The sequence below is a fragment of the Nocardioides zeae genome (assembly GCF_010686755.1).
Lineage (GTDB): Bacteria > Actinomycetota > Actinomycetes > Propionibacteriales > Nocardioidaceae > Nocardioides > Nocardioides zeae.
The window spans coordinates 67883-93778 of record NZ_JAAGXA010000004.1 but is presented as its reverse complement, the minus strand read 5'-3'; the positions used below and the strand labels follow the sequence as shown (position 1 = coordinate 93778).

The 25896-nt window shown below is 74.4% G+C and carries 20 protein-coding genes; 13 read left to right on the top strand and 7 right to left on the bottom strand.

The annotated features are described in order from the left end of the window. The first annotated feature begins 120 nt into the window (after positions 1-120). Positions 121-903, top strand: coding sequence for an SDR family NAD(P)-dependent oxidoreductase (locus tag G3T38_RS07095; RefSeq protein ID WP_163771410.1), 783 nt, complete (start codon positions 121-123; stop codon positions 901-903). Positions 904-922: 19 nt separating this feature from the next. Here the strand turns inward: G3T38_RS07095 and G3T38_RS07090 are convergent, their stop codons facing one another. Continuing rightward, positions 923-1564: a TetR family transcriptional regulator gene (locus G3T38_RS07090; RefSeq protein WP_163771409.1), complete on the bottom strand. Its 642-nt coding sequence runs from the start codon at positions 1562-1564 to the stop codon at positions 923-925. Positions 1565-1635: 71 nt separating this feature from the next. On the opposite strand from G3T38_RS07090, the gene G3T38_RS22540 reads away from it, so the two are divergent. Then, positions 1636-2952 carry a nucleotide disphospho-sugar-binding domain-containing protein gene (locus G3T38_RS22540; RefSeq protein ID WP_163771408.1) on the top strand — a complete coding sequence of 439 codons (1317 nt, stop codon included), beginning with the start codon at positions 1636-1638 and terminating at the stop codon, positions 2950-2952. A gap of 12 nt (positions 2953-2964) precedes the next feature. Here the strand turns inward: G3T38_RS22540 and G3T38_RS07080 are convergent, their stop codons facing one another. Further along, positions 2965-6414 (bottom strand): AAA family ATPase, encoded by a 3450-nt coding sequence (locus tag G3T38_RS07080; protein WP_163771407.1) that lies wholly within the window; start codon positions 6412-6414, stop codon positions 2965-2967. A gap of 195 nt (positions 6415-6609) precedes the next feature. Here G3T38_RS07080 and G3T38_RS07075 point away from each other — a divergent pair, with 195 nt between their 5' ends. After that, positions 6610-8271: an MFS transporter gene (locus G3T38_RS07075; protein ID WP_163771406.1), complete on the top strand. Its 1662-nt coding sequence runs from the start codon at positions 6610-6612 to the stop codon at positions 8269-8271. A 339-nt stretch (positions 8272-8610) separates the two neighbouring features. On the opposite strand, the gene G3T38_RS07070 is transcribed toward G3T38_RS07075, so the two are convergent. Genes G3T38_RS07070 through G3T38_RS07060 form a run of 3 tightly spaced genes read right to left on the bottom strand, consistent with a single transcriptional unit; the run spans position 8611 to position 12811 of the window. Continuing rightward, positions 8611-9903 carry an FAD-dependent oxidoreductase gene (locus tag G3T38_RS07070; RefSeq protein ID WP_163771405.1) on the bottom strand — a complete coding sequence of 431 codons (1293 nt, stop codon included), beginning with the start codon at positions 9901-9903 and terminating at the stop codon, positions 8611-8613. Next, positions 9900-11324: an FAD-dependent oxidoreductase gene (locus G3T38_RS07065; RefSeq protein ID WP_163771404.1), complete on the bottom strand. Its 1425-nt coding sequence runs from the start codon at positions 11322-11324 to the stop codon at positions 9900-9902. The genes G3T38_RS07070 and G3T38_RS07065 overlap by 4 nt, the downstream gene beginning before the upstream one ends. Next, a complete protein-coding gene (locus G3T38_RS07060) occupies positions 11321-12811 on the bottom strand; it encodes an FGGY family carbohydrate kinase (RefSeq protein ID WP_206675815.1) in 1491 nt (496 codons plus the stop codon). The genes G3T38_RS07065 and G3T38_RS07060 overlap by 4 nt, the downstream gene beginning before the upstream one ends. 41 nt (positions 12812-12852) lie before the next feature. Here G3T38_RS07060 and G3T38_RS07055 point away from each other — a divergent pair, with 41 nt between their 5' ends. Continuing rightward, entirely contained in the window at positions 12853-13590 is a 738-nt protein-coding gene (locus G3T38_RS07055; RefSeq protein ID WP_163771403.1) for a UTRA domain-containing protein, read from the top strand. Here G3T38_RS07055 and G3T38_RS07050 read toward each other — a convergent pair. Further along, positions 13580-14242, bottom strand: a complete 663-nt coding sequence (locus tag G3T38_RS07050) for a haloacid dehalogenase-like hydrolase (RefSeq protein WP_163771402.1) — start codon at positions 14240-14242, stop codon at positions 13580-13582. The genes G3T38_RS07055 and G3T38_RS07050 overlap by 11 nt on opposite strands. Positions 14243-14478: 236 nt before the next feature. Between G3T38_RS07050 and G3T38_RS07045 the strand changes: the two genes are divergently transcribed. From G3T38_RS07045 to G3T38_RS07005, 9 genes are all read left to right on the top strand, one after another. Next, the gene (locus tag G3T38_RS07045; RefSeq protein WP_163771401.1) at positions 14479-15891 is read left to right on the top strand and encodes an ethanolamine ammonia-lyase subunit EutB; all 1413 of its coding nucleotides are present in this window, start codon (positions 14479-14481) and stop codon (positions 15889-15891) included. Continuing rightward, positions 15888-16649 carry an ethanolamine ammonia-lyase subunit EutC gene (eutC, locus tag G3T38_RS07040; RefSeq protein WP_163771400.1) on the top strand — a complete coding sequence of 254 codons (762 nt, stop codon included), beginning with the start codon at positions 15888-15890 and terminating at the stop codon, positions 16647-16649. Before G3T38_RS07045 ends, eutC begins: the two co-directional genes overlap by 4 nt. Positions 16650-17012: 363 nt before the next feature. After that, a complete protein-coding gene (locus G3T38_RS07035; protein ID WP_163771399.1) occupies positions 17013-18578 on the top strand; it encodes an ABC transporter substrate-binding protein in 1566 nt (521 codons plus the stop codon). A 24-nt stretch (positions 18579-18602) separates the two neighbouring features. Further along, positions 18603-19553, top strand: coding sequence for an ABC transporter permease subunit (locus G3T38_RS07030; protein ID WP_206675814.1), 951 nt, complete (start codon positions 18603-18605; stop codon positions 19551-19553). 1 nt (position 19554) lies between these two features. Beyond that, entirely contained in the window at positions 19555-20391 is an 837-nt protein-coding gene (locus G3T38_RS07025) for an ABC transporter permease (RefSeq protein ID WP_163771398.1), read from the top strand. Beyond that, the gene (locus G3T38_RS07020; RefSeq protein WP_206675813.1) at positions 20388-22064 is read left to right on the top strand and encodes an ABC transporter ATP-binding protein; all 1677 of its coding nucleotides are present in this window, start codon (positions 20388-20390) and stop codon (positions 22062-22064) included. Before G3T38_RS07025 ends, G3T38_RS07020 begins: the two co-directional genes overlap by 4 nt. A 3-nt stretch (positions 22065-22067) precedes the next feature. After that, positions 22068-23111, top strand: a complete 1044-nt coding sequence (locus tag G3T38_RS07015) for a LysR substrate-binding domain-containing protein (protein ID WP_163771397.1) — start codon at positions 22068-22070, stop codon at positions 23109-23111. Continuing rightward, positions 23108-23896, top strand: a complete 789-nt coding sequence (locus tag G3T38_RS07010; protein ID WP_163771396.1) for a carbon-nitrogen hydrolase family protein — start codon at positions 23108-23110, stop codon at positions 23894-23896. Before G3T38_RS07015 ends, G3T38_RS07010 begins: the two co-directional genes overlap by 4 nt. A 59-nt stretch (positions 23897-23955) precedes the next feature. Next, positions 23956-24699 (top strand): HpcH/HpaI aldolase family protein, encoded by a 744-nt coding sequence (locus G3T38_RS07005; RefSeq protein ID WP_163771395.1) that lies wholly within the window; start codon positions 23956-23958, stop codon positions 24697-24699. A gap of 389 nt (positions 24700-25088) precedes the next feature. On the opposite strand, the gene G3T38_RS07000 is transcribed toward G3T38_RS07005, so the two are convergent. Beyond that, on the bottom strand, positions 25089-25871 hold the full coding sequence (locus G3T38_RS07000) for a response regulator (RefSeq protein WP_163771394.1): 783 nt from the start codon (positions 25869-25871) through the stop codon (positions 25089-25091). Positions 25872-25896: the final 25 nt, after the last annotated feature.

The following is a 25896-nucleotide window of genomic DNA, read 5'->3' as shown; positions in this document are numbered from 1 at the left end:
ACACGCGGGGTCGTCGAAAATTCAGATACCCCAGTCGGGTCTCGAATATGATCACCGCGTGCCGCTGAGGTACCCGGACCGTCGCTGACGGTCCGCGCTGACGAGAGCCAGGGGTCGAGCATGGGGTCGGACGTGGGGGAGCAGCAGGGCGGCCGGACGGCCGTGGTCACGGGTGGCACCAGCGGCATCGGCCGCGCACTCGCCGTGCGGTTGGGGCAGGAGGGTGTGCGGGTGGTCGTGGCCGGGCGCGACGAGCGGCGGGGGGCCGACGTCGTGCAGGAGGTCACGGCCCGCGGAGGCCGTGCCGAGTTCGTGGCCACGGACGTCGCCGTCGATGCCGAGGTCCGGCGGCTCGCCGAGCGGGCGAGCGCGGACGGGCCGCTCGACCTCTGGTTCTCGAACGCCGGCACCGAGGGTCCGATCGGGCCCCTGTCGACCTGGGGCGAGGCTGCACTGCGGGAGGTGCTCGACGTCAACCTCCTCGGCGTGCTCTCGGGCCTGCGCCACGCGGCGGACCACCTGCGCAGCGGCGGGGTGGTGGTGAACACGGCTTCCTTCGTGGGCACGGCGCTGGCCGTGCCCATCGCGGTGCCGTACGCCGCGGCGAAGGCGGGCGTCGTCGCCGCCGGGCGGAGCGCGGCGCCGTTGCTCGCCGAGGTCGGGATCGCGGTCTACACGATCTGTCCCTGGGTCATCGACACGCCGATGGTCGACCGGCTGACCGGTGGCGCCCCGGACGACAAGGCGGGGTTCGCTGCCGGCTTCGCACCGAGCGGTCGGCTGACGACCGCCGCGGAGGTCGCGTCGGCGACGTGGGACCTCGTCGAGGGGCGGATCGCGGCGAGCAGCGGCGACGCGTTCCTCGTGGACGCCGGACCGACGGTGACCCGCGTGCGGGCTTAGTGCAGTCGCGCCTGCCGGCTCAGCGCGGCGCGAGCTGCTCGAGGAGCATCCGACGCAGCCACGCGCGGTAGTCCTCGTCGGTGAGGCCGGCGTCGACCGTGAGGCGCGTGTAGGTCTCGCTGGCGGCGAGCACCCAGAGCGTGGCGGCGAGCTCCTCGACCGACACGTCCTGGCGGAGCCAGCCGCGCCCCGCGGCGTACTCGATGCCCGTGCGGAACCCCCCGTGCGCCGACGCCATCTCGCGCTCCCAGGCGGCGGCCACGACCGGGTCGCCGGCCGCAGCGGCGCGCCAGGCCTGCCAGAACGCCGCCGCGCGCTGGTTGGACGTGGCGTAGAAGTCGACGAGCACGTCGACCGCGCCGGCGAGGTCCTGCTGCGCGGCGACCTCGCGGAGGAAGGTGGTGTCGAGCATGTCGTCGACGCCGCTCTCGTCGAAGACGGCGACCTCGCGCGCGCCGCCGAGCAGACCGCTCTTGGGGCCCATCTTGCGCACCGTCTCGACGGACACGCCGGCGGCGGCGGCGATCTGGGGGAGGGAGGTGGCTGCGTACCCCTGCTCGCCGAAGAGCCGGAACGCCGCCCGGTAGACCTCGGTCCGTGTCAGCCTGGCCTGGGCGCTGCGACGGGAGTTGTCGTAGGACCGCTTCTTCCCCTCGGGCACAGGGGAAGGCTACGCTGTGTATCGAAAGCCCTATCGGGGTATCGAATTATCGCTCGTCATCGGGAGGCCCCGTGTCCACTGCCGTCATCTGCAGCATGCCGGCCGAGGGCCACGTGCGCCCTCTCCTCGTCGTCGCCGCCGAGCTCCAGGCGCGCGGGTGGCGGGTGCGGATGCTGACGGGTGCGCGCTACGCCTCGATGGTGCGCGCGGCGGGGGTCGACTTCGTGCCGCTCCCGCCCGAGGCCGACACCCTCGACGAGCTCGGCGCCGGCGATCGCAAGCGCGGCCGCGACGCCATCAACTCCGGGGTCGAGCAGGCGTTCTTCGCGCCGGCGCCGCTGGCCGGCCAGGCACTGCTCGCCCTGCTCGCGGAGGAACCGACCGACGTGGTGCTGCACGAGCCGACCTTCGTCGGGGTGCAGGCCCTGCACCGGCTGGCCCCCGCGGAGCGGCCCTTCGTCGCGATGTGCGGGATCATCCCGCTCGGGCTGTCGAGCCGGGACACGCCGCCGTACGGGCTCGGGATCACCCCGCTGCGGCGCACCGTGCCGAACCGGGTGCGCAACGCGGTGCTCACCGCCGTCGCGACCCGGCTCGTCCTGCGCCCCGTGCACCGGGCGGCCGACCGGATGCTCGCCGACATGGGGGCGCCGGGCCTGCGCGGCCGGTTCTTCATGGACGTCCTGCGGAGCGCGGACCTCCACGCGCAGTTCACCGTCCCGGCGTTCGAGTTCCCGCGCAGCGACGCGCCGGAGTCGCTGCGGTACTACGGCCCCATGACCCGCGTCGAGCGCAGCGGGCTCGAGGCGCCGCCGTGGTTCGCGGAGCTCGGCAAGCACCGGCCGGTCGTCCACGTCACGCAGGGGACGGTCGCGAACACCGACTTCACCGAGCTGGTGCGGCCGACGGTCGAGGCCCTCGCCGACCTCGACGTCGACGTCGTCGTCACCACCGGAGGTCGGCCCGTCGCCGCGCTGACGGACGACCTGGCCGGCCTCGCCCCGCGGCCCGAGCGTCTGCACGTCGGCGAGTTCCTGCCCTACGACAAGCTGCTGCCGCTCACCGACGTGCTGGTGACCAACGGCGGGTACGGCGGGCTGCACCACGCCCTCCAGCACGGCGTCCCGATCGTGGTCGCCGGTGACTCCGAGGACAAGGTGGAGACCTCGGCGCGGGTCGCGTGGTCGGGGGCCGGGATCCGGCTGGGCACGAGCACGCCGACGGTCGCGCAGGTGCGCGCCGCGGTGCAGCGGATCCTGGGCGACCCGTCGTACGCCCGCGCCAGCCGCGCCATCGGGGACGCCATCGCGACGTCGCCGGGACCGGTGGGGTTCGTCGACGACGTCGAGGAGCAGGTGCGCCGCCGTCAGGCCGCTGGGGTGGCCTGACGGGGGTGGGGCTCAGGCGCGGGCGCGGCGGGCCCGGCGAGCGGCGTCGGCTCGGGTGAGGTCGGCGGCGGCGCCCACCGCCGCGAGCGCCTCCACCGCCTGGTCGAAGAGCGCGTCGACGGCCCGCGCGTCGAGCGCGGAGGCGGGGTCGGCGTCCTCGAGGGCGGCCCGCAACCACAGCGCCTGCGCCCGCAGCAGCGGCGTGAGGCCGGGCTCGTCGAGCACCGGCGCGAGCAGGGCACGGAGGCGGTCGTGCTCACCCGCCTCGAGGAACCACGGGGCGACCATCGTGAGGTGGTGCGGGTAGTCGTCGACGAGACCGCAGTGGTGCAGGGCGAGGGCGCAGAGCTGCTCGGCCCGGTCGAGCGCCTCGGAGCGGCGCCCCTCGAGGTGGGCCTGCAGGGCGAGCGTCGCGTCGAGCCACAGCCGGTCGTAGCCGTCGAGGTCGTCCCGGACCGGGGCGTCGAGGTGCCCGAGCGCCTCCGCCGACCGCCCCCGGGTGTCCGCGGCGAGCGCCCGCTGCACCCGCGTCATCATGGCGGCGACGTGGTCCTCGAGGTCGGGATGTGCCTCGGCGAGGGCGTCGAGCTCTGTCCAGCGCCCCGCCAGACGGAGGGCCAGCACCTGGTTGGACACGATCTGCTCGAGCATCGGCCGGCCGCCCGCGCGGCCCGCCGTGGTGACGGCCTCCTCGCCGACGGCCACCGCCTGTGCGACGTCGTCGGCGATGCCGAACGCGAGCGCCACCAGCAGGCTGTGGGTCAGCTGCGCGGTCAGGTGGTGCGTGCGGGCGTAGTCCACGGCGAGGCGGCGCAGCTCCCGGGCCACGAGGTGCTGGCCCCGGAGGCTCACGGACTGGGCAGCGGTGCACAGCGCCACGGCCACGACGGGCGGCTGCCCGCTCCGCTCGGCGTGGGTCAGCATCAGGTCGCGCCACACGAGCGCGGCCGACCAGTCCGCGCGTCCCTCGTGCCACAGCACCGCCTGCACGCAGAGCGTGGCGGCGGCTCCGGGCCCCACGCGCTCGAGTCCATCGGGTCCCAGGAACGGCCGGAGCGCCGCGCCCTGGGCCTCCACGTCGCCGCGCAGGCCGTGGGCACGGCTCGCGAGCGCCGCCGAGCGGGCTCGGTCGTCGGGGGTGGCGGCGCCCGGGACGGGCGTGGCGAGCACCGGCGCGAGCACGTCCACGACGAGGTCGAGCCGCGCGAGGTCGGTGGCCGCCTCGGCCATCGCGATGCGCGCGCGCACGGCGGGGACCGTGAGACCGTCGGCGTGCGTCAGCAGCTGGTCACCGAGGTGCAGGACCTCCTGCGCCGCTCCCATCTCCGCGGCCTGGGCCATCGCGGTGGCCAGCCACGCCACCAGCCTCGTCCCGAGCCCGTCGCGACGCGGGTCGGCCGCGGGCAGCAGGGCGTGGGCGTCGAGGAGGTGCTGCACGATCACGGCCCCCAGCTCGCCGTGCGCTCCGGGCACCGCCTCGAGGTGCCGCACGGCAGCCAGGTGGAGATCGGCCCGATCGCGCCGGGCCTGGCCCTCGTAGGCCACGACCCGCACGGTCGGTTGCACGAACGCGATCCGGCCGTGGTCGGCGCTGAGACGGTCCGTCACGCGCACGAACAGCTCGCGCGCGCAGAGGTCGGCCACGTGGGCCTCCACCTCCGGTGCCTCCGCTCCCGTCAGCGCGCACAACCCGGCGAGGGTGAACGTCTGCCCCAGCACCGCGGCGGCGTCGACGATCCGTCGTGGCGCAGGGGCGAGGAGGTCGAGACGACTCGCGACGAGGAGCTGGAGGCTGGTGGGAGCGCGCATCGACTCCACCGCGGTGGAGTCGGCAGCGGCGCACCAGCGCAGCGGGGGCCGCTGGGCCTGCCCGCTCGGCTCGAGGAAGTCCTGGTCGTGCAGCGCGCGCACCATCTCGACCGTGAAGAGCGGGAGACCCTCCGAGCGGTGCACGAGCAGGTCGGCCACCGCCTCGGGCAGGGCGGCGACGAGCTCGTCGACGATCGTGCGCAGCTGCTCCGGGGACAGCCGTTCGAGGTTGAGCACCGCGGTGCGTCCGTGGGTCGCGAGGCGCGGGCGCGCCTCGAGCAGCTCGGGCCGGGCCAGCACGACGACGAACCCGGGGAAGCGCCCCCGGGCGACGAGGTGACCGACGAAGTCGAGGAACCCCGCGTCGGCGTGGTGGGCGTCCTCGACGATCCACACGACGGGCGCGCGGTGGCGCTCGGAGAGCCGCTCGAACCAGAGGACCCAGGCGGCGAACCGGTCGTCACGCCCGGTGTCGGCGAGCTCGTCGCCCTGCGCCGGCAGACCGAGCAGCCGCAGCAGGTGCGCCTCCATCCATCGTCGCTCGGTGACGTCCGGCACGAGGTCCGCGAGCACCGTGTGCAGTCGCTCGCGCGCCTCCTCGGGGCCGTCGTCGTCGCCGATCCCCGCGCGCACCCGCACGGCGGCGCTCAGGGCGGAGAAGGCGACGCCGTCGCCGTACGAGACGCAGCGTCCCCCGTGCCACAGCACCGGCTGGGGGAGGCCGTCGACGTAGGCCTCGAGCTCGCGGGCGATCCGTGACTTGCCGATGCCCGCGGCCCCCGTGACGACGGCCATCCGCGGACGCCCCTCCTCCACGGCCGCGTGGAGGAGCTGCTGGAGCAGGGCGAGGTCGCGGCCGCGCCCGACGAGCGGGACGTCCAGCCGGTCGAGCCCCGTCGCGGTGGGGGTCGCGCCGGCGACCGCGTGCAGGCGCACGGGCTCGGCCTTCCCCTTGAGGTCGTGGTCGCCCGCGTCGCGGACGTCGAAGGTGCTCGCCACGAGCCGCGCGGTGGCGTGGTCGCACCACACGGTTCCCGGGGTCGCCGCGGCCTGCACGCGGGCGGCGACGTTGACCGGGTCGCCGGCGACCATGCCCTGCCCGACGGCGCCCACGGTGACGGCGACCTCGTCGGTGACGATGCCGACCCGCAGGGCCAGGGCGGGGACGCCCAGGTCCTCGCCCAGCCGGGCCACGGCGTCCACGAGGTCCAGACCGGCGCGCACGGACCGCTCCGCGTCGTCCTCGTGCGCCGTCGGGACACCCCAGACCGCCATGACGGCGTCGCCGATGAACTTCTCGATCGTCCCGCCGTAGCGCGCGACGATCTCCTGGGCCCGGTCGAAGTACGCCGTCAGCAGCTCACGCACCTCCTCCGGGTCCCTCAGCGCGGCCAGGCCCGTGAACCCGACGAGGTCGCAGAAGAGCACCGAGACGACCCGCCGCTGCGCCACGGGCGCGGCGGGGGTGGCGGGCGGGCCGGGCGTGAGCGGCGTGAGCCGGTCGTCGACCTCCCGCCCGCACGCGGGGCAGAAGCGGGCGCCGGGGGGCAGCACACCGGTGCAGGAGGCGCAGGCCGGCGGCGCCGGCGTCCCGCACCCGGCGCAGAAGCGGGCGCCGGGGAGCAGGGGCGACGCGCACGACGAGCAGACCACCGGTGTCCTCCCCACGTCGGGCGGCCGGGCGGACCGCGCCGCGAGCATATGCGCGATTCGCCTTCGTTACCCCGGAGATGTCTCTAATGTGCACGACGAGGACCGTGCGGCCCTCGACCGAGGAGGGACGTCGCAGTGGTGGGTGGGGACGAGGTCCGCCGTCCCGACGACGGAGGACGTCGGCGGTCGCGACGCATGCCGGTCGGAGCGGTGCTGGTCGAGACGCGCACCTCGCTCGCAGCGGTCGTCCGCAACCCCGACCTGCGGCGGGTGCAGCTCGCCCTCGTCACCTCTCTCATCGGTGACTTCGCGTGCGCCACGGCCGTGACCGTCTGGGCCTACACGGTCGGTGGGGCGAGCGCGGTCGCGCTGCTCACCGCCGTCCGACTGGCGGCCGCCGCCGTGACGGCGCCGGTGGCGGCGGTCGTCAGCGACCGGGTCAGCCGACGCACGGCCCTCCTCGTCACCTCGGGGCTACGGGCCCTGTTGATCGGTGCTGCCGCGGCGTACCTGGTCACCGGGGCGGACGACCCGTGGCCCGTCTACGTGCTGGCCACGCTCGCGGGGATCTTCGCCGCGCCCTTCCGGTCCGCGCAGCGTGCCTGGATGCCGGCGCTCGCCGACGACCCCCGTGAGCTGTCGGCCGCGAACGCGGCCAGCGGCACCCTCGAGAGCCTCGCGGTCTTCATCGGTCCGGCGCTCGGAGGCATGCTCGTGCTCGTCGCCAGCGTCCCGGCGGTGCTGGCGCTCAACGTCGTCACCTTCGCCGTGTCGATGCTGCTCATCGTCCGCGTACGACGCGGCGGTCGGCGTCCCGACGCCCCGGGCGAGCCGGGAGACGACCCCGTGCCGGGGCCCGGCCTCCTGCGCGAGCTCACCGCCGGGTTCGCCACCGTCGGGCGGGACCCGGACCTCCGCAACGTCGCCGGTCAGGTGTGTGCCCAGACCTTCGTGGGGGGAGCGTCGAAGGTGTTCCTGGTCGTGCTCGCGGTCGAGGTGCTGGGCACCGACGCAGGGGGCGTCGGGCTCCTCGAGGCGGTGCTCGGCGTCGGCGCGGTCGTCGGGGGACTGCTGACGCTGGCCCGCGCGTCGCGCCAGCGGCTGGGCGGTGACCTGGCGGCCGGGGTGCTGCTGTGGTCGCTGCCCCTGCTGGCGGTCGCCGCCTGGCCCTCGCCGGTGGTGCTGGTGGTCGCCCTCGTGGTCGTGGGAGCCGCCAACCCGGTGGTCGACGTCAACCTCGACACGATCGTGCAGCGCATGACCCCCGAGGCGACCATGGCGCGGGTGTTCGGGGCCCTCGACACCTGCTACATCGCCACGCAGGCCCTCGGGTCGCTCGTCATGGCCCCCCTGCTCGTGCTCGTCGGGGTGCGGTGGTCGCTGGTCGTGGTGGCGGTCCCGGTCGCGGCCGTGGCTGCCCTCAGCGTGCCGCGGATGCGGCGCCTGGACGCCCGTCTCGAGGCCCCGGCAGGGTTGCCGCTGGTGCAGGAGGTGCCCTGGTTCCGCCTCCTCGCCCCTGCGGTGCAGGAGACGCTGGCCCGGTCCCTGCGGCGCGAGGAGGTGCCGTCCGGCGTCGCGGTGGTGCGGGAGGGCGACCCGGCCGACACGTTCTTCCTCATCGCCTCCGGGCGCGTGGAGGTGACCCAGGAGGGACGGGTGCTGCGCCAGCAGGGCGCGGGCGACTACTTCGGCGAGATCGCACTGGTCCACGACATCCCCCGCACGGCGACCGTCACGGCGCTCGAGCCGACGGTGGTGCTCGGACTCGGGCGCGAGGAGTTCCTGGCCGCGGTCGCCGGGCGGCCCCGGTCGCTGGTGGAGGAGGTCGCGGCCACCCGGCTGGCGTTCCGCGGCTGAGCGGAGACGTACCCACGCCTCTGTTCGCCTCGCCCCGCGGACGTCATGCGAACCGCGGGCCGGGGGCACCGCGATGCATGACGTTCCGGGGTCGGGCGGGGTCGGGCGGGGTCGGGCGCGGAAACTGTGCGGCTGGTGCGGCCCCGGCCGAGTCCGAGCCGCACCAGGGTCCCATTTCCGACGACGGCGCCCGCCGGACCCCATCGCCAGCCGTGGGCCCCCCGCGACGGGTATCGTCGCGCCGGGGCCCCCACGCAAGCGGGCCGCCGCGGGGAGTCCCCCCCCCCCCGCGCCGCCCGGCCCCCCGGCTCACGCTTTCCGCCGGCGGGCCCCCACGACTCAGGCGAGCCGCAGCGTGACGTCCCCGCCGTCGGGTCGCGCGGCGTCGAGGATCGCGCTCGGCACGCGGAAGACCCGACCGGGCGCCGCCGGCCAGGGCAGCCGTCGTGAGCCGACGACCTCCCCGTCCTGCACGGCCTCGACGCGAGGGCGCTCGACCCAGGCGTCGGTCCAGAGCAGGAGCCGCCCGCGGGCCGGGGCCGGACCCGTGGGATCGACGACCTGCGGGGCCACCCAGCGCAACGGCGCCTCCACCCGGAGGCGCACACCGGACAGCGAGGGTGGGGCTGTCTCCCGCCCCAGCCAGCCCAGCACCGCCGGCACGACCTGCCGCCCGTCGATCGCCGCGACGTCGGCGGTGTCGACGGGGTGGAGGAGGTTGCCGACGGCGAACACGCCCGGCGCGGTGGTGCGGAGCGCGGCGTCGACCAGCGGGCCCCGCGTGCCGCGATCGAGCTCCAGCCCGCCCGAGCGGGCGAGCTCGTGGTCGGGGATCCAGTCGCCGGTGGTGACGACGAGGTCGCAGGGGACCGTACGGCGCGACCCGTCCCGCTCCTCCACCACGACGCCGGTCACGCGACCGCGGCCCTCGATGGCGACGACGCGGCTGCGGGCGAGCACCGGGACGCGGAGGGCGAGGCGGCCGAGGAGGCGGAACGCGGCGTACGACTCCGAGCGCTCGTGCTCGGTGACCATCGCGACCGTGCGGCAGCCGGCCTCGCGGAGCGTCATGACGGCCGACCAGCTGACGAGCTCGCCGCCGATGACGACCGCGCGCTCGCCCACGGGGCGGTGGTGGAGGTGGACGAGGTTCTGCAGCTGCCCGGTCGTGAGCACGCCGTCGGGTCGGTCGCCGGGGATGTGGCGCGCCGGGCGGGCCCGCTCGCGGGCGCCCGTGGCGAGCACGACCGCGGCCGCCTCGACGACGCGGCGCCCCGTCGGCGCGGTGACCTCGAGCGCGCGCTCGCCCGCCCAGCCCGTCACCATCGCGCGGGTCTCGACGACGACACCGGCTTCGCGAGCACGGTCCACGAGCACCCGGGCGTAGGCCGGGCCGCGGAGGACGCGGTGGAGGTCGCGGATGCCGTAGCCCGTGTGGTCGCTGTGCCGCGGGATGCCCCCCGCCTCGCGCTCGCGGTCGAGCACGAGCACCGTCGCGTCGGGCCCGAGGGCCTCGGCCAGAGCGGCGGCCGCGGTGAGGCCGGAGGGGCCGCCCCCGACGACGACGACGTCGGCCCGGGTGAGCGGCGCGGTGGCGGGCGCGGCGGCGGGCGCGGTGGCAGGGACGGTCATCGGTCGGCTCCTGCGAGGAGGCTGGCGCCGCGCGTCTCGAGCGCGGCCTGGGCGTCGGCGCCGCAGAAGAAGCCCTGGCAGCGGCCGTTCATGAGGCGGGTACGACGACGGAGACCGTCCATGTCGCGGGGCGGGATCGCCGAGTCGAACGCGTCCCGCACCTCGCCCGCCGTGACGCGCTCGCAGAAGCAGACGACGTGGCCGTAGGCCGGGTCGGCGGCGATCCGCTCGGCGTCGGCGTAGGGGCGCGGGCCGGCCTCGCCGATGTTCGGGATCCGCGGCGGGGCGGGGAGGTCGTCGCGGAGCGCGACGTCGACACCGCCCTCGGCGAGCAGCCCGGCGACGTGCTCGGCGATCGCGATGCAGGCCGTCAGGCCCGTCGAGCGGATGCCGCCGACGAGCACGTAGTGCTGCTCGTCGTCCCGCTCCAGCAGGTAGTCGCCGCCGGGCACGGCGGCCCGGAGCCCGGCGTAGGTCGTCGTCACCTCCTCGTCGAAGAGGGCGGGCATGATCCGCTCGCCCTTCTCGCGCAGGAAGGCGAACCCCGCGGCGGAGGTGCCGGTCGCCGTCTTGTCGTCGAGGTCCTCGGCGGTGGGGCCGAGCATCACGTTCCCGTAGACCGTCGGGCTCACCAGCACGCCCTTGCCCAGCGACGACGGCACCGGCAGCACGATGAGCGGCGCCAGCGGCCGGGCGAGCTTGTCGAAGACGAGGAGCTCGCCCCGGCGCGGCGTCACGGTGAAGCGGTCGTGCCCGAACAGCCCGTCGATCGTGTCGGCGTGCAGCCCGGCGGCGTTGACGACCCACCGCGCGCGCACGTCGCCGCCCGTGGTGCGCAGCACGCTGCCGTCGGTCGTGGCGTCCACCGCCGTCACCCGGTGCTCCAGCAGCACCTCGGCTCCCCGCGCCACGGCGTCGGTCGCCAGCGCGATGGTCGTCGACCAGGTGCAGATGATCGACTCGCCCGGCACGGTGAGCCCGCCGAGCGCGCCGGGCCCGAGCGCCGGCACCGCCGCGCGGACCTCCTCGGCGGAGACGATCGCGCACGCGTCGTACCCGTTCCTCCGCGCCTTGTCCCGCAGGCCCGGCAGGGCGGCGAGCTCCTCCTCGCTCCAGGCGACGAGGAGCGCGCCGGTGCGCTCGACGGGGATGCCGGTGGCCGCGGCGAAGTCGCCGAGCAGGTGGTAGCCCTCGGCGACCAGCCGCGACTCCACGGTGCCCGGGCTCGCGTCGAAGCCGGTGTGGAGGATCGCGGTGTTGGCCTTGCTCGTGCCGTCGCCGACGTCGCTGCGCGCCTCGACGATCGCGACGCTCAGGTCGGCGCCCGCCAGGCGGCGGGCGATCGCCGTCCCCACGACGCCGCCGCCGATCACGGCGACGTCGACGCTGCGGGGCGCGCCTGCGGGGGAGGGGGTGCTCACGGGTGCTCCGTTCGTTCGGTGCGGGCCACGAGCGCGGCGGCGTCGTGCCAGCGGCGCTGCTCGGAGGCGGCCCGGTCGGGGGACCAGGTGGGATGGACGACGTGACGGGGTACGACGCGGGGCAGCGCCTCGGCGGGGGTGAGCGCGGCGTCGAGACCGAGCCGGGCCGCGACCGCCGCGCCCAGGGGAGTGGCGTGCGCGGAGGGATGGACCTCGACGGCGACCTGCGCCCGGTCGGCGAGCGCCTGGACGAGCACGCGGGAGCGGGTGAGGCCGCCGTCGACGCGGAGGCTCGCCACGGGCGCGCCGTCACCGCGGACGGCCTCGAGCAGGTGGGCGACCGAGGCGGCGACGCCCTCGACGACGGCGCGCACGACCTCGCCGCGGCCGGTGCCGAGCCGCAGGCCGGTGAGCGACGCCGTCGCGGCGGGCTGCCACCACGGGGCGGCGAGCCCGGTGAGCGCAGGCACGAACTGCACGCCGCCGGCGTCGTCGGCGGCCACGGCGTCGACCTCGCTGGCGCTCCCGAGCACCCCGAGACCAGCGAGCCAGTCGACGGCCGAGGCCGCCGTGTACACCTGCCCGTCGACGCAGAACCGCGTCTCGTCGCGCAGGCGCCAGGCGGGCGAGGTCGTCAGCCCGCTCGAGGACAGGACGGGGTCGGTGCCGGTCTGCGCCAGGAGGAAGGCGCCGGTGCCGAAGGTGCACTTCACCGTGCCGGCGTCCCAGCAGCCCTGCGCGAGGAGCGCCGCCTGCTGGTCGACGACGAGCCCGGTCACCAGAACGCGCGGACCGAAGACGTCGGTCGTGCCGACGACGTCGTCGCTGGCGACGATCGTGGGCAGCTCCTCGGCGCCGAGCCCGAGGAGGTCGAGCAGCGCGGGGTCCCAGGTCGTCGGGTCGTCCAGCGTGGTCAGCATCGAGCGGCCGGCGGTCGAGACGTCGGTGACGAACGCGCCGCACAGCCGGTGGACCAGCCACGTGTCGAGCGTGGTGACGACCCCGTCGCGCGTGACGTGGTCGCGCAGCCAGCGCAGCTTCGGCGCCGAGAAGTAGGGGTCGAGCACCAGACCTGTACGCCGCGCGACCTCGTCCGCCGCGCCGCGGGCCCGCAGGGCGTCGGTGACGGCGGCGGCCCGCCGGTCCTGCCAGACGACGGCGGGCGAGAGCGGGACGCCGGTCGCCCGGTCCCAGGCGAGCACGGTCTCGCCCTGGTTGGCGAGCGCCACCGCGGCGAGGGCGCCGTCGGGCAGGGCGGCCGCGGCGAGTGCCCGACGACCGGTGTCGACGACCGCCTGCCAGATCACCGCGGGGTCGTGCTCGACGCCGCCGTCCGCGAGGTGGCGGGGGGCGTGGGCGACCTCGGTCGCGGCGAGGGCGGTGCCGTCCGGGGCGACCACGACGGCCTTGGTGCCGGAGGTGCCCTGGTCGATCGCGAGCACGTGCATCGGCAGCTCCTCGGGTGGTCGGTAGTTGGTATATACCATGCGCCCTAGGCCAAGTCCGGCGCAAGTGCTACGTTGCGGCGGTGCCGCCGACCGCGTCCTCCCCGACCCCGCGCGGGAGCGTGCCGCGGTACGCCGAGATAGCCGCTGACCTGCGCCGACGCATCGTCGAGGAGGACCTCGCGCCCCACACGCTCGTGCCCTCGGAGCGCGAGCTGTCCGAGCTCCACGGGGTCTCGCGGATGACGGCCCGCCACGCCCTCACCGTCCTCGCGAACGAGGGCTACGTCTACCGGCGCACCCCCCGCGGCACCTTCGTCGCCGAGCAGCGGCACGTCTTCCGCATCGGCAGCTTCAGCCGCGAGGTCGAGCGGGGCGGCAAGACCCCCGCGGCCGTCGTGCTCTCCGCCCAGGTGGGGGAGGCCGATGCCGCGGCCGCCACCGCGCTCGGCCTCGTCCCGGGCGCCCCCGTCCACGTCGTGCGCCGCCGCCGCAGCGCCGACGCCGAGGCCATCGCGCTGGAGACCTCCGTCTTCCCCGTCGCGCTGACCCCCCACCTCCTCGAGGCGGACCTGACGGGCTCGCTGTGGGAGCTGCTCGCCGCGACGTACGGCGTGGTGGTCACCACCGCGCGCGCCACCCTGGCCTCCGTCGTCCTGGACGACGAGTCGTGCCGGCTGCTCGACGCGGTCGCGGCGACGCCGGGCACGCGGTTGGAGCGGTCGGCGTACGACGCGGACGGACGCTGCGTGGAGTTCGCCCGCGACGTCTACCGCTCGGACCGCGCCGTCTTCGAGGTGGAGGCGGACGTCACCAGGTGACGACCTCGACGTCGGGCCAGCGGAGGCGGGCGGCGGCGACGACCGCGGGCCGGGCGTTGACGAGCACCTTGCGTCGGGCCGGGGCGAGCAGCGGGAAGTCGGACGCGGCGTCGGTGTAGGCCACGTCCCAGCGGTGCAGCCCCGCCGCGGCGGCGCGCACGACCTTCGCCGCGCCGTACGTGTGGTCGGTCAGGTGCACCCCCCCGAGCCGGCCGTCGAGGCGGGAGGCGACCACGGCGACGTCGTGGAGGTCGAGCGCGTCGAGGTAGGCGCGGACCGTGATGTCGAGGCCCGCCGAGACGACGGTGACGGCGCCCGCGGCGAGGTGGGTGCGGACGGCCTCGACGGCGGCGTCGACGCGCCACCGGTCGTCGCCGGCGAGCTCGGCGCCCAGGGCGCGGCCCGACGCCTCGACGCGGGCGCGGGTCGTGCCGGCGAGCGCGGCGCGCACGACCACCCGGGACGCGGGCGCCTGGAGGGGCGGGGCGGCGACGGTCGCGGCGTACGCGGTCAGCGGCCCGAGGGCGAGCGGCAGGAGCCAGGGCCGGCGGTGGAACCGGCGGCGGAGCAGCTCGACCGTCGAGTCCCGCCGCACCAGCACCCCGTCGAAGTCGAACACGGCGTGGTGCGGGGGCTGCTCCTGGTGGGTCACGCGGGCGACCGTACCTTCGCCGAGTTGTCACGTACGCCGCGGCGGGGGCGTCGAGTCGTCGCGGCGTACGTGACAACTCGGCGCGCGACGCGGCGTACGTGACAACTCGGCGCGCGACGCGGCGTACGTGACAACTCGGCGCAGCCTCCATAAGCACCCCGCCTGATGGTGCATGGATCCGTGCATGAACCGGTTCGTGTAACACGCGGGTGACAGGACCGGCCTACCGTCGCACCGTGACCGTGTTCCGACAGACCCTCGGGCCGACGACCTACACCTTCGACCACCTCGTCGACCTCATGGCCAAGGCCTCGCCGCGCCGCTCGGGCGACGAGCTCGCCGGGTGCGCCGCGGAGACCGACGCCGAGCGGGCGGCCGCGCAGTGGGCGCTCGCCGACGTGCCGCTCGACCTCTTCCTCACCGAGCTGCTCGTGCCCGCGGAGACCGACGACGTCACGCGCCTCATCCTCGAGCAGCACGACGCGGCGGCGTACCGGCAGATCTCCCACCTCACCGTCGGCGGCCTCCGCGACTGGCTCCTCGACACGGTCACCCGCGACGACGCCGCCGACCGCCTGACGGGGATCCGCTGGGCGCTCACGCCCGAGATGGTGGCCGCGGTCAGCAAGCTGATGCGCAACCAGGACCTCGTCACCGTCGCCCGCGCCGTGCAGGTGACGACGGCGTTCCGCACGACGGTCGGCCTCCCGGGCCGGCTCTCGACCCGGCTGCAGCCCAACCACCCGACCGACGACCCCCGCGGCATCACCGCGGCCACGCTCGACGGGCTCCTCCTCGGCGCCGGTGACGCGGTCATCGGCATCAACCCGGCGACCGATTCCCCGCAGGCGGTGAGCGACCTGCTGCACCTCCTCGACGACGTGCGTCAGCGCTACGAGATCCCCACCCAGTCGTGCGTGCTCACCCACGTCACGACGTCCATCGGGCTCATCGAGGCCGGCGCCCCGGTCGACCTCGTCTTCCAGTCCATCGCCGGCACGCAGGGGGCCAACGAGGGCTTCGGTGTCACGCTCGACCTGCTCCGCGAGGCGAACGAGGCGGCGCGCTCGCTGCGCCGCGGCACCGTGGGCGACAACGTCATGTACCTCGAGACCGGCCAGGGCTCCGTGCTGTCCGCCGACGCCCACCGCGGCACCGAGGGGCGTCCCGTCGACCAGCAGACGCTGGAGGCCCGGGCGTACGCCGTGGCCCGCGACCTCGACCCCTTCCTCATCAACACGGTGGTGGGCTTCATCGGCCCGGAGTACCTCTACGACGGCAAGCAGGTCGTGCGCGCCGGGCTCGAGGACCACTTCTGCGCCAAGCTGCTGGGCCTGCAGATGGGCGCCGACGTCTGCTACACCAACCACACCGAGGCCGACCAGGACGACATGGACGTGCTGCTCACGCTGCTGGCCGCCGCCCGCGTCGGCTTCGTCATCTGCGTGCCGGGCGCCGACGACGTGATGCTGGGCTACCAGAGCCTCGGCTTCCACGACGCCCTCTACGCCCGCGACCTGTTCGGCACGCGCCCCGCGCCCGAGTTCGAGGAGTGGCTCACCCGCTGCGGCCTCATGTCGGAGAGCGGGCGGGTGCTGCCCGTCGACCCGAGCACCTCGGTGCTCCGCACGCTGGGAGCGGGCGCATGAGCGACGACGACTTCTGGGCCGCGCTGCGCCGCACCACCCAGTCGCGGATCGGCCTCGGCCGCGCCGGCGACACGATGGCGCTCGGCGATGTGCTCGCCTTCCGCGCCGCCCACGCGCAGGCCCGCGACGCCGTGCACGTGCCGGTCGACGTCGACGCCCTGGTGGCGGACCTCGAGTCCCGCGGACTCGGTACGCCGCTGCTCGTGGCCAGCCAGGTCGCCGACCGTGGTGAGTACCTGCGCCGGCCCGACCTCGGGCGTCAGCCACGCGACCTCGACCACCTCCCGCGCGACACCGGGGCCGACCTCGGGATCGTGCTCGCCGACGGGCTCTCGGGCCAGGCGCTCACCGACCACGCCCCGGCCCTGGTCGCGGCCCTCGTCGAGCGGCTGACCCCCCGCTACTCCCTCGCGCCCCTCGTCGTGGCCACCAACGCCCGGGTGGCGCTCGGTGACCACGTGGGGGCCCACCTGGGCGTCGAGACCGTCCTCGTGCTCGTGGGGGAGCGGCCCGGCCTGTCCGTGCCGAGCAGCCTCGGCATCTACCTCACCCACCACCCGCGCCCCGGCCGTCGCGACTCCGAGCGGAACTGCATCTCCAACGTGCACCCGCCCGACGGGCTCGACCACGCCCACGCCGCCCGCATCGTCGACGCCCTCGTGGCCGGCGCGCGCGACCTGGGGGAGTCCGGCGTGCGGCTCAAGGACACGTCGCGCTCGCTGGACGCCGCCGCGGACGGCCCGGTCACGCTCTCCTGACCCACGGCTCGTCCACCATGTGACCCGACCGGGCGCTCGGTGTGACGCCGGTCGCCACCCCTGTGACCGGCGCCACCGCGGCCGGTCGGGCGGCGTGCCCGAGACTCGCCTCACAGCGATGACCTGCGCGGTTAACCGCGGTGCAACCGGATCGCGCAGATCCGTTCGCCTCGTGTCTCCCGGGTTGCGCCCTCGTGACGGGCTCATTACATAAGCGGATCCTTATTCTGGTCCGCAGTAGATCTATTGGACGCATATGTTGCGGGCCGCGCATAGTCCTCTCGACCCCTCCGCCTGACGCTCGGTTCAAAGGCGGTCACGTCGGCACCCCCGAGCCGACCTGCACACCCCCGAGAGGACCCCATGCGCACCTCCCTCACGTCCCGGCTCCGCGCCGCGGCCCGTCCCCGCACGGCAGCGCTCACGGCGGCGGCCGTCGCCTCGATGACCCTCGCCGCCTGTGGTGGCGGCAGCGGCAGCTCCGGCGAGGCCGGCACGCTCCGCTTCGGTCTGTCCGCCGAGCCCGTCACCCTCACGACCGGCGTCTGGCAGGGCTCCGCCACGAACTTCGTCCTGACCCTCATCCACCGCGGGCTCATGACGCTCGACGAGGACGGCGAGCTCGTCCCCGGCCTGGCCGCGTCGGTCGACACGCCGGACCCCACGACGTACGTCTTCACGCTCCACGAGGGCCTGACCTTCTCGGACGGCTCGCCGCTCACGGCGACCAACGTGAAGAACTCGCTGGAGTACTACGCGAACCCCGACAACGGCTCCACCCTCATCGCCGGCCTGCAGGACATCGCGTCCATCACCGCCGACAGCGACACCCAGGTGACGGTCACCCTCGAGGCGCCCAACAACGCGTTCCTCGAGTTCCTGGCCGTGCCGACCGCCGCGATCGTGCCCGACGCGAGCCTCAACGCCGACACGCCCAACATCGTCGGTGCCGGGCCCTTCGAGATCGAGGAGCAGAACGAGGGCGTCGGCATGACGCTCGCGAAGTTCGACGGCTTCTACGACGCCGACGACGTCGCGCTCGACGAGATCGACGTGGCCTACTACCCCGACGGCGACGCCCGCGCGAACGCCCTCGTCAGCGGCGACGTCGACATGATCGACTACGTCACCTGGGAGAACTTCGACCGCGTCGGCGACACCGACGGCGTCGAGCTCGCCGCCCAGCCCGGCCCGTTCCAGTACGTGCAGTTCAACGTCACCGACGGCCCCTTCGCCGACCCGCTGGTGCGCGAGGCCGTGGCCTACGCGATCAACCGCGACAACGCGCTGACCGCCGCCTTCCAGAGCAACGGCCAGCCGCTCGAGGGCGTCGTCACCTCGAACGACCCGGCCCTCGAGGGCCTCGGCGACGAGCTGTGGACCTACGACCCCGACCGCGCGAAGGAGCTGCTGGCCGAGGCCGGCTACCCCGACGGCTTCTCGGCGACGCTGCTCGCGACGTCGCAGTACACCTTCCTCCAGGACACCGCGCTCTCGGTGCAGCAGGACCTCCAGGCGGTCGGCATCGACGTCACCCTCGACGCCCCCGACTGGTCGGGACGCCTCGAGAAGGGCGCCGCGGGCGACTACGACCTCGCCGTCTCGGGCGACGTCGGCATCGTCACCAACCCGATCTACCTGCTGTCCTTCGTGCAGGGCCCGGACAACTTCAACCGCAGCTTCGGCTACGCGAACGAGGAGATCGCCGCGTCCCTGACCGACGGCCTGCGGGCGACGGACGACGAGACCCGCGCCGCGGCGTACGAGGAGGCCTTCGACCTCTTCGCGACCGACGTGCCCTTCGCCTCGATCGACACCCGCGACCAGGCCTGGGCCTACAGCGACGACGTCGAGGGCTTCTCGAACCTGCCCGGCTTCCACACGTTCTTCAGCGGCTACACGCTGGCGAACACCTCCATCGAGCGCTGAGAGAGCGCCGGAGAGGAACCTGTCGTGACCACATACGTGCTGCGCAGGATCGGGGTGGGTGTCGGACTCGTCCTCCTGGTCCTGACGCTCATCTTCCTGGCCCTGCACCTGGTGCCCGGTGACCCGGCGATGCTCCTGCTCTCGCAGGGCGACGGCGGCTCCGCGACCCCCGACGCGGTCGCCCGCGTGCGGGAGCAGCTCGGGCTCGACCAGCCACTGCTGACGCAGTACTGGCAGTTCCTCTCCGGTGCCCTCACCGGCGACCTCGGAGAGTCGTTCCGCAACGGTCAGGCCGTCTCCGAGGCGATCGGCGAGCGTCTCCCTCGGACGCTCGAGCTCGTCGGCCTGGCCACCCTCATCGCGGTCGTCGTCGGCGTGCCGTGGGGCGCGCTGGCGGCCCGCAAGGGCGGCTGGTTCGACTCCGTCACGTCCGTGCTGACGTCGATCGGCGTCGCGCTGCCGGTGTTCGTCTTCGGCTCGCTGCTCGTGCTGCTGTTCTCGCTCGAGCTCGGGCTGCTGCCCGCCGGCGGGTTCACGGAGTGGGGCGACGACCCGGGGCGCCACGCCCAGCTGCTCATCATGCCGGCGATCGCGCTGGCGGTCGGCTTCGCCTCGACCATCGCCCGCATGACCCGCTCCGCGGTGCTCGAGATGCTCCACCAGGACTGGGTCCGCACGGCGCGGTCCCTCGGCCTGTCGCGGCGCACGGTCTTCCGCAAGTACGTGCTGCGCAACTCGCTCAACCCGGTCGTGACCACGGTCGGCATCGGGGTCGGCACCCTGCTCGGCTCGACGGTGCTGGTCGAGAAGGTCTTCAGCTACCCCGGCCTCTCGAGCCTGCTGGTCGACGCGGTGACGGCCCGCGACTACCCCGTCGTGCAGGGCGTCGTCATCACCATCGCCGTGCTCTTCGTGTCCATCAACATCATCGTCGACGTGCTCTACGGGGTGCTCGACCCGAGAGTGAGGCGCTGACATGCGACGCCGTCTGGCTCACGCGCTGACCCCGCTGCGGCTCGCCGCCCTGGTGTACGTCGGCCTCATGCTCCTCGTGCTCGTCGCCGCCCCGCTGCTGGCGCCGGCCGACCCGCTCTCGCAGGACGTGGCCGACCGCCTCGCCTCCCCCGGCGGAGCGCACGTCCTCGGCACCGACGAGCTGGGCCGCGACATCCTCAGCCGGATCATCTACGGCGCCCGGGTCGAGCTGCTCATCGCGCTCGGCGCGACGCTCGTGTCGATGCTCCTCGGCACCCTGCTCGGGCTCCTGGGCGGCTACTTCGGCGGCATCGTCGAGGTCATCACGATGCGGGTCGTCGTCGACGTGCTGCTCGCCTTCCCGCCGATCATCCTCGTGCTGCTCGCGGTGACCCTCCGGGGTCCCGGCACCGGCACCCTCATCGCGGCGATGGGCGTGCTCTTCGCGCCGACCTTCGCCCGCATCGCCTACGGCCAGGTGATCTCGGTGAAGCGGCTCGAGTTCGTCGAGGCGGCCACCGCGTTCGGCGCCCCGACCCGCACCCGGCTCTTCGGCGTGATCCTGCCCAACATCTCCGCCCCGCTCATCGTGCAGGTCTCGCTCACCATCGCCACCGCGATCCTGCTCGAGTCCGGCCTCAGCTACCTCGGGCTCGGCGTCGTGCCGCCCACCCCCTCGTGGGGCTCGATGGTGGCCCAGGGCCAGCGCTACCTGTCCAGCGACCCGCACGTCCTGCTCGTGCCCGGAGCCTTCGTGGTGCTGACGATCCTGGCCTTCGGCCTGGTCGGCGACGCCCTGCGCTCGGGGCTCGACCCGAAGTCGAGGAGCAACCGATGACCCAGCCCGTGCTCGAGAAGGCCCCGCCGCCGCCCGCCACGGCGCTGCTGGAGATCGACGACGTGTCCGTCGAGTTCGGCGGCGGCAAGAAGTGGAAGCCCGTCACCCACGGCATCAGCTTCTCCGTGGCGCCCGGGGAGACCGTCGCCCTCGTGGGCGAGTCCGGCTCGGGCAAGTCCGTCACCGCGATGGCGATCCTCGACCTGCTGCCGGCGAACGCGCGCCGTACCGGTTCCATCCGCCTCGACGGCGAGGAGCTCGTCGGGGCGAGCGAGAAGCGGCTGCGGCAGGTGCGCGGCTGCGACGTCGCCGTGATCTTCCAGGAGCCGATGACGGCGCTGAACCCGGTCTACACGATCGGGCACCACCTCTCCGAGGCGATCCGCAGCCACCGCGACGTCTCCAAGGCGGAGGCCGCGGAGAAGGCCGTCGACCTCCTCCGGCAGGTGCACATGCCGAGCCCGGAGGAGAAGGTGAAGCACTACCCCCACCAGCTCTCCGGCGGGCAGCGCCAGCGCGCCATGATCGCGATGGCGATGGCCTCCGAGCCGCGGCTCCTCATCGCGGACGAGCCGACGACGGCGCTCGACGTGACCGTCCAGGCCGAGATCCTCGACCTGGTGCGCGAGCTGCAGCAGCGCACCGGGATGGGCGTCCTCATCATCACGCACGACATGGGCGTCGTCGCCGACGTCTCCGACCGCGTGGTCGTCATGCGCGACGGTCGCGTCGTCGAGACCGCCCCGTCGCGCGAGCTCTTCGCCCGCCCGCAGCACGACTACACGACGGCGCTCCTCGAGGCCGTCCCCCGCCTCGGCTCCGGTACGACGAGCTCCGCCGTCGCCGACCGCTCGGCGCCCCCCGTGCTGGACCTCGAGGGCGTGGCCATCGAGTACCCGGGCTCCTGGCGCAAGTCCGGGTTCCGCGCCGGCCACGACCTCGACATCAGCGTCGCCCCCGGGGAGATCGTCGGCCTGGTCGGCGAGTCCGGCTCGGGCAAGTCGACCATCGGGCGGCTCGCGATGGGGCTGCTGCCCGTCGCCGCGGGCCGGATGGAGGTCGGCGGCCGCGACGTCTCCGCCGGGTCGCGGGCCGACCTCGTCCACATCCGCTCGCAGGTCTCGATGGTGTTCCAGGACCCGGCCTCCTCGCTCGACCCCCGCCGCACCATCGGCCAGTCGATCACCGACCCCCTGCGGTGGACGCGGAAGCTCACGAGCACGAAGGCCTGCCGGGCCCGGGCGCAGGAGCTGCTCGACGACGTGCGGCTGCCGAAGGAGTGGGTGGACCGCTACCCCCACGAGCTCTCCGGCGGACAGCGCCAGCGCGTCGGCATCGCCCGCGCGATGGCGACCAACCCGCGCCTGCTCGTCGCCGACGAGCCGACCTCGGCCCTCGACGTGTCGGTGCAGGCCGCGGTGCTCGACCTGTTCTCCGAGCTGCAGCGCGAGCACGGCTTCTCCTGCCTCTTCATCACCCACGACCTCTCGGTCGTCGAGCAGCTCGCGACCTCGGTCGTCGTGCTGCAGCACGGTCGGGTCGTCGAGCAGGGTCCGACCGCGCGGGTGCTCAACGACCCGCAGGAGGACTACACGCGCCGCCTCATCGCCGCCGCCCCGGTGCCCGACCCCGACCTGCAGGCGCAGCGCCGCGCCCAGCGTCTGGCCGGCTGACCCGTGGAGACCCGACGGCTCGAGATGTACGTGTCGCTCGTCGACGCCCAGAGCTTCCGCACGGCGGCGGAGCAGCTCTTCATCAGCCAGCCCGCGCTCAGCCAGCAGATCATCCGCCTGGAGTCGGACCTCGGCATCCAGCTGCTCGACCGCTCCACCCGCCCGTTCACGGTGACCGCGGCCGGGCGCGAGTTCTACCTGCGGTGCCGCTCGGTGCTCGAGCAGGTGCACGGCCTCGAGGGACTGCTCAACGAGCTCCAGGCCGGCGAGCTCGGCCGGGTGCGGGTCGCGCTGACCCGCGCGCTCGTCTACGGGCACCTGCCCGCGGTGATCAAGGAGTTCCGCGACGCCTCCCCGCGGGTCGACCTCCCCATCACCTACTCGACCACCGTGCAGATCCTCGAGGAGCTCGAGGGCGGGCGGCAGGACGTGGCGGTGCTCTACACCCGCCACACCGACAAGGGCTTCGCGTGCGTGGAGCTGTACGCCGAGCCCTACCTCCTCGCGCTGCCGGCGGACCACCCGCTGGCGGAGCGCACGGAGGTCGCCGTCGCCGACCTGCGCCACGAGCAGATCATCACCATCCCGCGGCACGCCGCGCCCGAGGTGCACGACGCTCTCGTGGTGGCGTGCATGAAGGCCGGGTTCTCCCCGCGCGGACCGGTCGCGGCCGGCTCCTACCTCGACCACATCGGCATGGTCGCCGCCGGTGCCGGCGTGTCGTTCCTGCCGCGGTCGCTGGCCGCCACGCGGCTGCCCAACGTCGTCTACCGCCCGATCGTGGAGCCCCGCCTCACGGCGACGGCCTACCTGGTCTGGCACCCCGACCGCGCCACCCCGGAGGTCCAGCGCTTCCTCGACGTCGTCGTGGCGGCCTACCAGCGCGAGGCCGACGCCGAGCGGCCCTGGATGCCCGCCTACCAGGACGCGCTCGCCGTCGAGGGGCGCCACAGCCACCGCGACGGCGACGACCCGTGGCTGCCCTCCCCCGACGCACCCGCGTCGACCACCGTCCCGTTCCGCTCCCGAGAGGAGAACAGCGCATGAGGATCGCGCTCTGCCAGATGCTGACCACCGAGGACAAGGAGGCCAACCTCGCGCAGATGGCCCGCCTCGCCGAGGTGGCGGTCGCCCGCGGGGCGGACCTGCTCGTCTTCCCGGAGTTCGCCATGTTCGAGCTGCCGGCGATGTCGCGGGACTTCGTCGCCGCCGCCGAGCCGCTCGACGGGCCCTTCGCCGGCCAGGTCGCCCAGCTCGCCAAGGAGCACGGCGTCGCGATCGTCTTCGGCCTCGTCGAGACCTCGCCCGACCCGGACCGGGCCTACAACTCGCTGCTCGTGCTCGACGCCGACGGGCAGCGGGTCGCGGCGTACCGCAAGCAGCACCTCTACGACGCGTTCGGCTACCAGGAGTCGGAGTTCATCTGCCCCGGCGACCTCGACGCCCCCGAGACGTTCGTGGTGGACGGCGTCACCGTCGGCCTCCTGACCTGCTACGACCTGCGCTTCCCCGAGGCGGCCCGTCGCGTCGTCGACGCGGGCGCCGACGTGGTGCTCTACCCCGCCTCGTGGGTGCCCGGGCCCCGCAAGGAGTACCACTGGAAGACCCTCCTGCTCGCCCGCGCCATCGAGAACACCGTCTTCGTCGCCGGCGTCTCCCAGGCACCGCCGATGGGCATCGGCTCCGCCGTCGCCGTCGACCCGATGGGCACGGTGCTCGCCGAGCTCGCCGAGGCGGTCGACGTGACCGTCTTCGACGTCGACACCGCCCGCACCGGCGTGGTGCGCGCGAGCAACCCCAGCCTGGCCAACCGCCGCTACCGCATCGCGTGAGCGGCCGGCGCTTCCCCGCGCCGTACCCGACCCCGCACGTTCCCCGAAAGGACCTCCCCATGACCACGACCCCGCAGCTGGGTGCCTGGCTCTCCGACTCCAACACCGCCGTGGCGGAGATCGTGGCGAAGCTCGGCTACGACTTCGTCATCCTCGACATCGAGCACGGCCCGTTCGACCTCGAGACCCTCGAGCGCTTCATGCCCGTGCTGAAGGGCCTCGGCCTGAAGGTGCTCGCCAAGGTGCTCGTGCCGGAGCGGGGCCCCATCCAGCAGGCCCTCGACTTCGGCGCCGACGGCGTGATCATCCCGCACATCGAGAACCTCGAGCACGCGAAGCTCATCACGAGCTACGCGAAGTTCCCCCCGCTCGGCGACCGCAGCGCGGCCGGCGGCCGCACCGTGGGCTACGGCGGGTTCTCCGAGGAGTGGTACCGCAACGCCGACGCCACCACCCTCGTCTTCCCGATGATCGAGGACGCGGGCGCCTTCGACGACGCCGAGGCGATCCTGGCGCTCGACACCGTCGACGGCGTCTTCATCGGGCCCACCGACCTGTCGCTCCGCCGCGGACGCGGCCACTACACGCGCAGCGAGGAGGACTTCGCCGACATCGCGCACATCGCGAAGCTCGCCGAGGCCGCCGACAAGCCGTGGGTGCTCCCCGCGTGGTCCGAGGCCGAGAAGCGCCTGGCCGTCGAGCACGGTGCCGCGTTCATCGCGCTGCAGATGGTGCACGAGGCGATCGTGCAGGGCTTCACCGCGCCGAAGCAGCTGATGGAGGGCATCCTCGCCGAGGCGTGACCCGCGGCGTACGCCGCACTCCGACGCCACCTCCGACGCCGACGGGCGGCGGGACCACGAGTCCTGCCGCCCGTCGGTCGTGTGCTGCCGGGGGTGCGTGGGTGGGTGCGGGGGGGTCGGAACTGTGCGCTTGGTGCTGCTCGGATCGCGCGGGGCGTGTCCCTGCTGCACATTGCCGGGCCGTACCGGGACGTCATGCGGTTCGGTGCCCCGGGCGACCGCTGCGCATGACGTCCGGCGGCTGGGGGGTGCCGGCCGGGGGAGGCGCGGGAACTGTGCGCTTGGTGCTGCTCGGATCGCGCGGGGCGTGTCCCTGCTGCACACTTCCGGGGATGCCCGGCGGGGGCGTCCGGCGCAGAGCCGGCGCGCGGGGTGCCCGGCGGGGAAGCTCAGGCAGCCGACATGCGGTAGCCGACGCCCCGCACGGTGTGGATGATCGACTTGTCGCCGGAGGCCTGCGTGAGCTTGCGGCGCAGGTTGCCGATGTGGACCTCGACGAGGTGCGAGTCGCCGACCCAGTCGTTGCCCCACACGGTCCGCAGCAGCGCCTCGCGGGTCCAGACCCGGGCGGGCGTGCGCATGAGGTGGGTCAGCAGGTCGAACTCGGTGCGCGTGAGGTCGACCTCGGCGTCGTCGACGAACGCGCGGCGACCGTCGACGTCGATCCCGACGACGCCGTGCCGCAGCACCTCGTGGCCGTCGGGCACGGCGATGCCGCCGAGCACGACCGGCTCGCCACCGGCCGCCGCGGGATCGGTGGCCTGGCCGGTCGGTGCGCTGCGCGGGCGGCGGAACATCGCGGTCACGCGGGCCTGGAGCTCACGCGGGCTGAAGGGCTTGACGAGGAAGTCGTCGGCGCCGGTCTGCAGGGCCATGAGCCGGTCGACCTCGTCCTGGCGGGCGGAGACGACCACCAGGTAGGCGTCGGAGAACTCGCGCACGCGCCGGCACACCTCGAGACCGTCGATGCCCGGGAGGCCGAGGTCGAGGGTGATGAGGTCGGGCTCCCACTCGCGGGCGAGCTGGAGACCGTCGCGTCCGGTCGCCGCCGTGCGGATCACGAACCCCTGCGCCGACAGCGTCAGGTCGATCAACGAACGGATGTCGGCATCGTCCTCCACGACGAGGGCACGACGATCAGGGCTGCCGTCCCCCGCGACTCCTGGCTCCACAATGCGCGATTCTGTCAGATGGGTC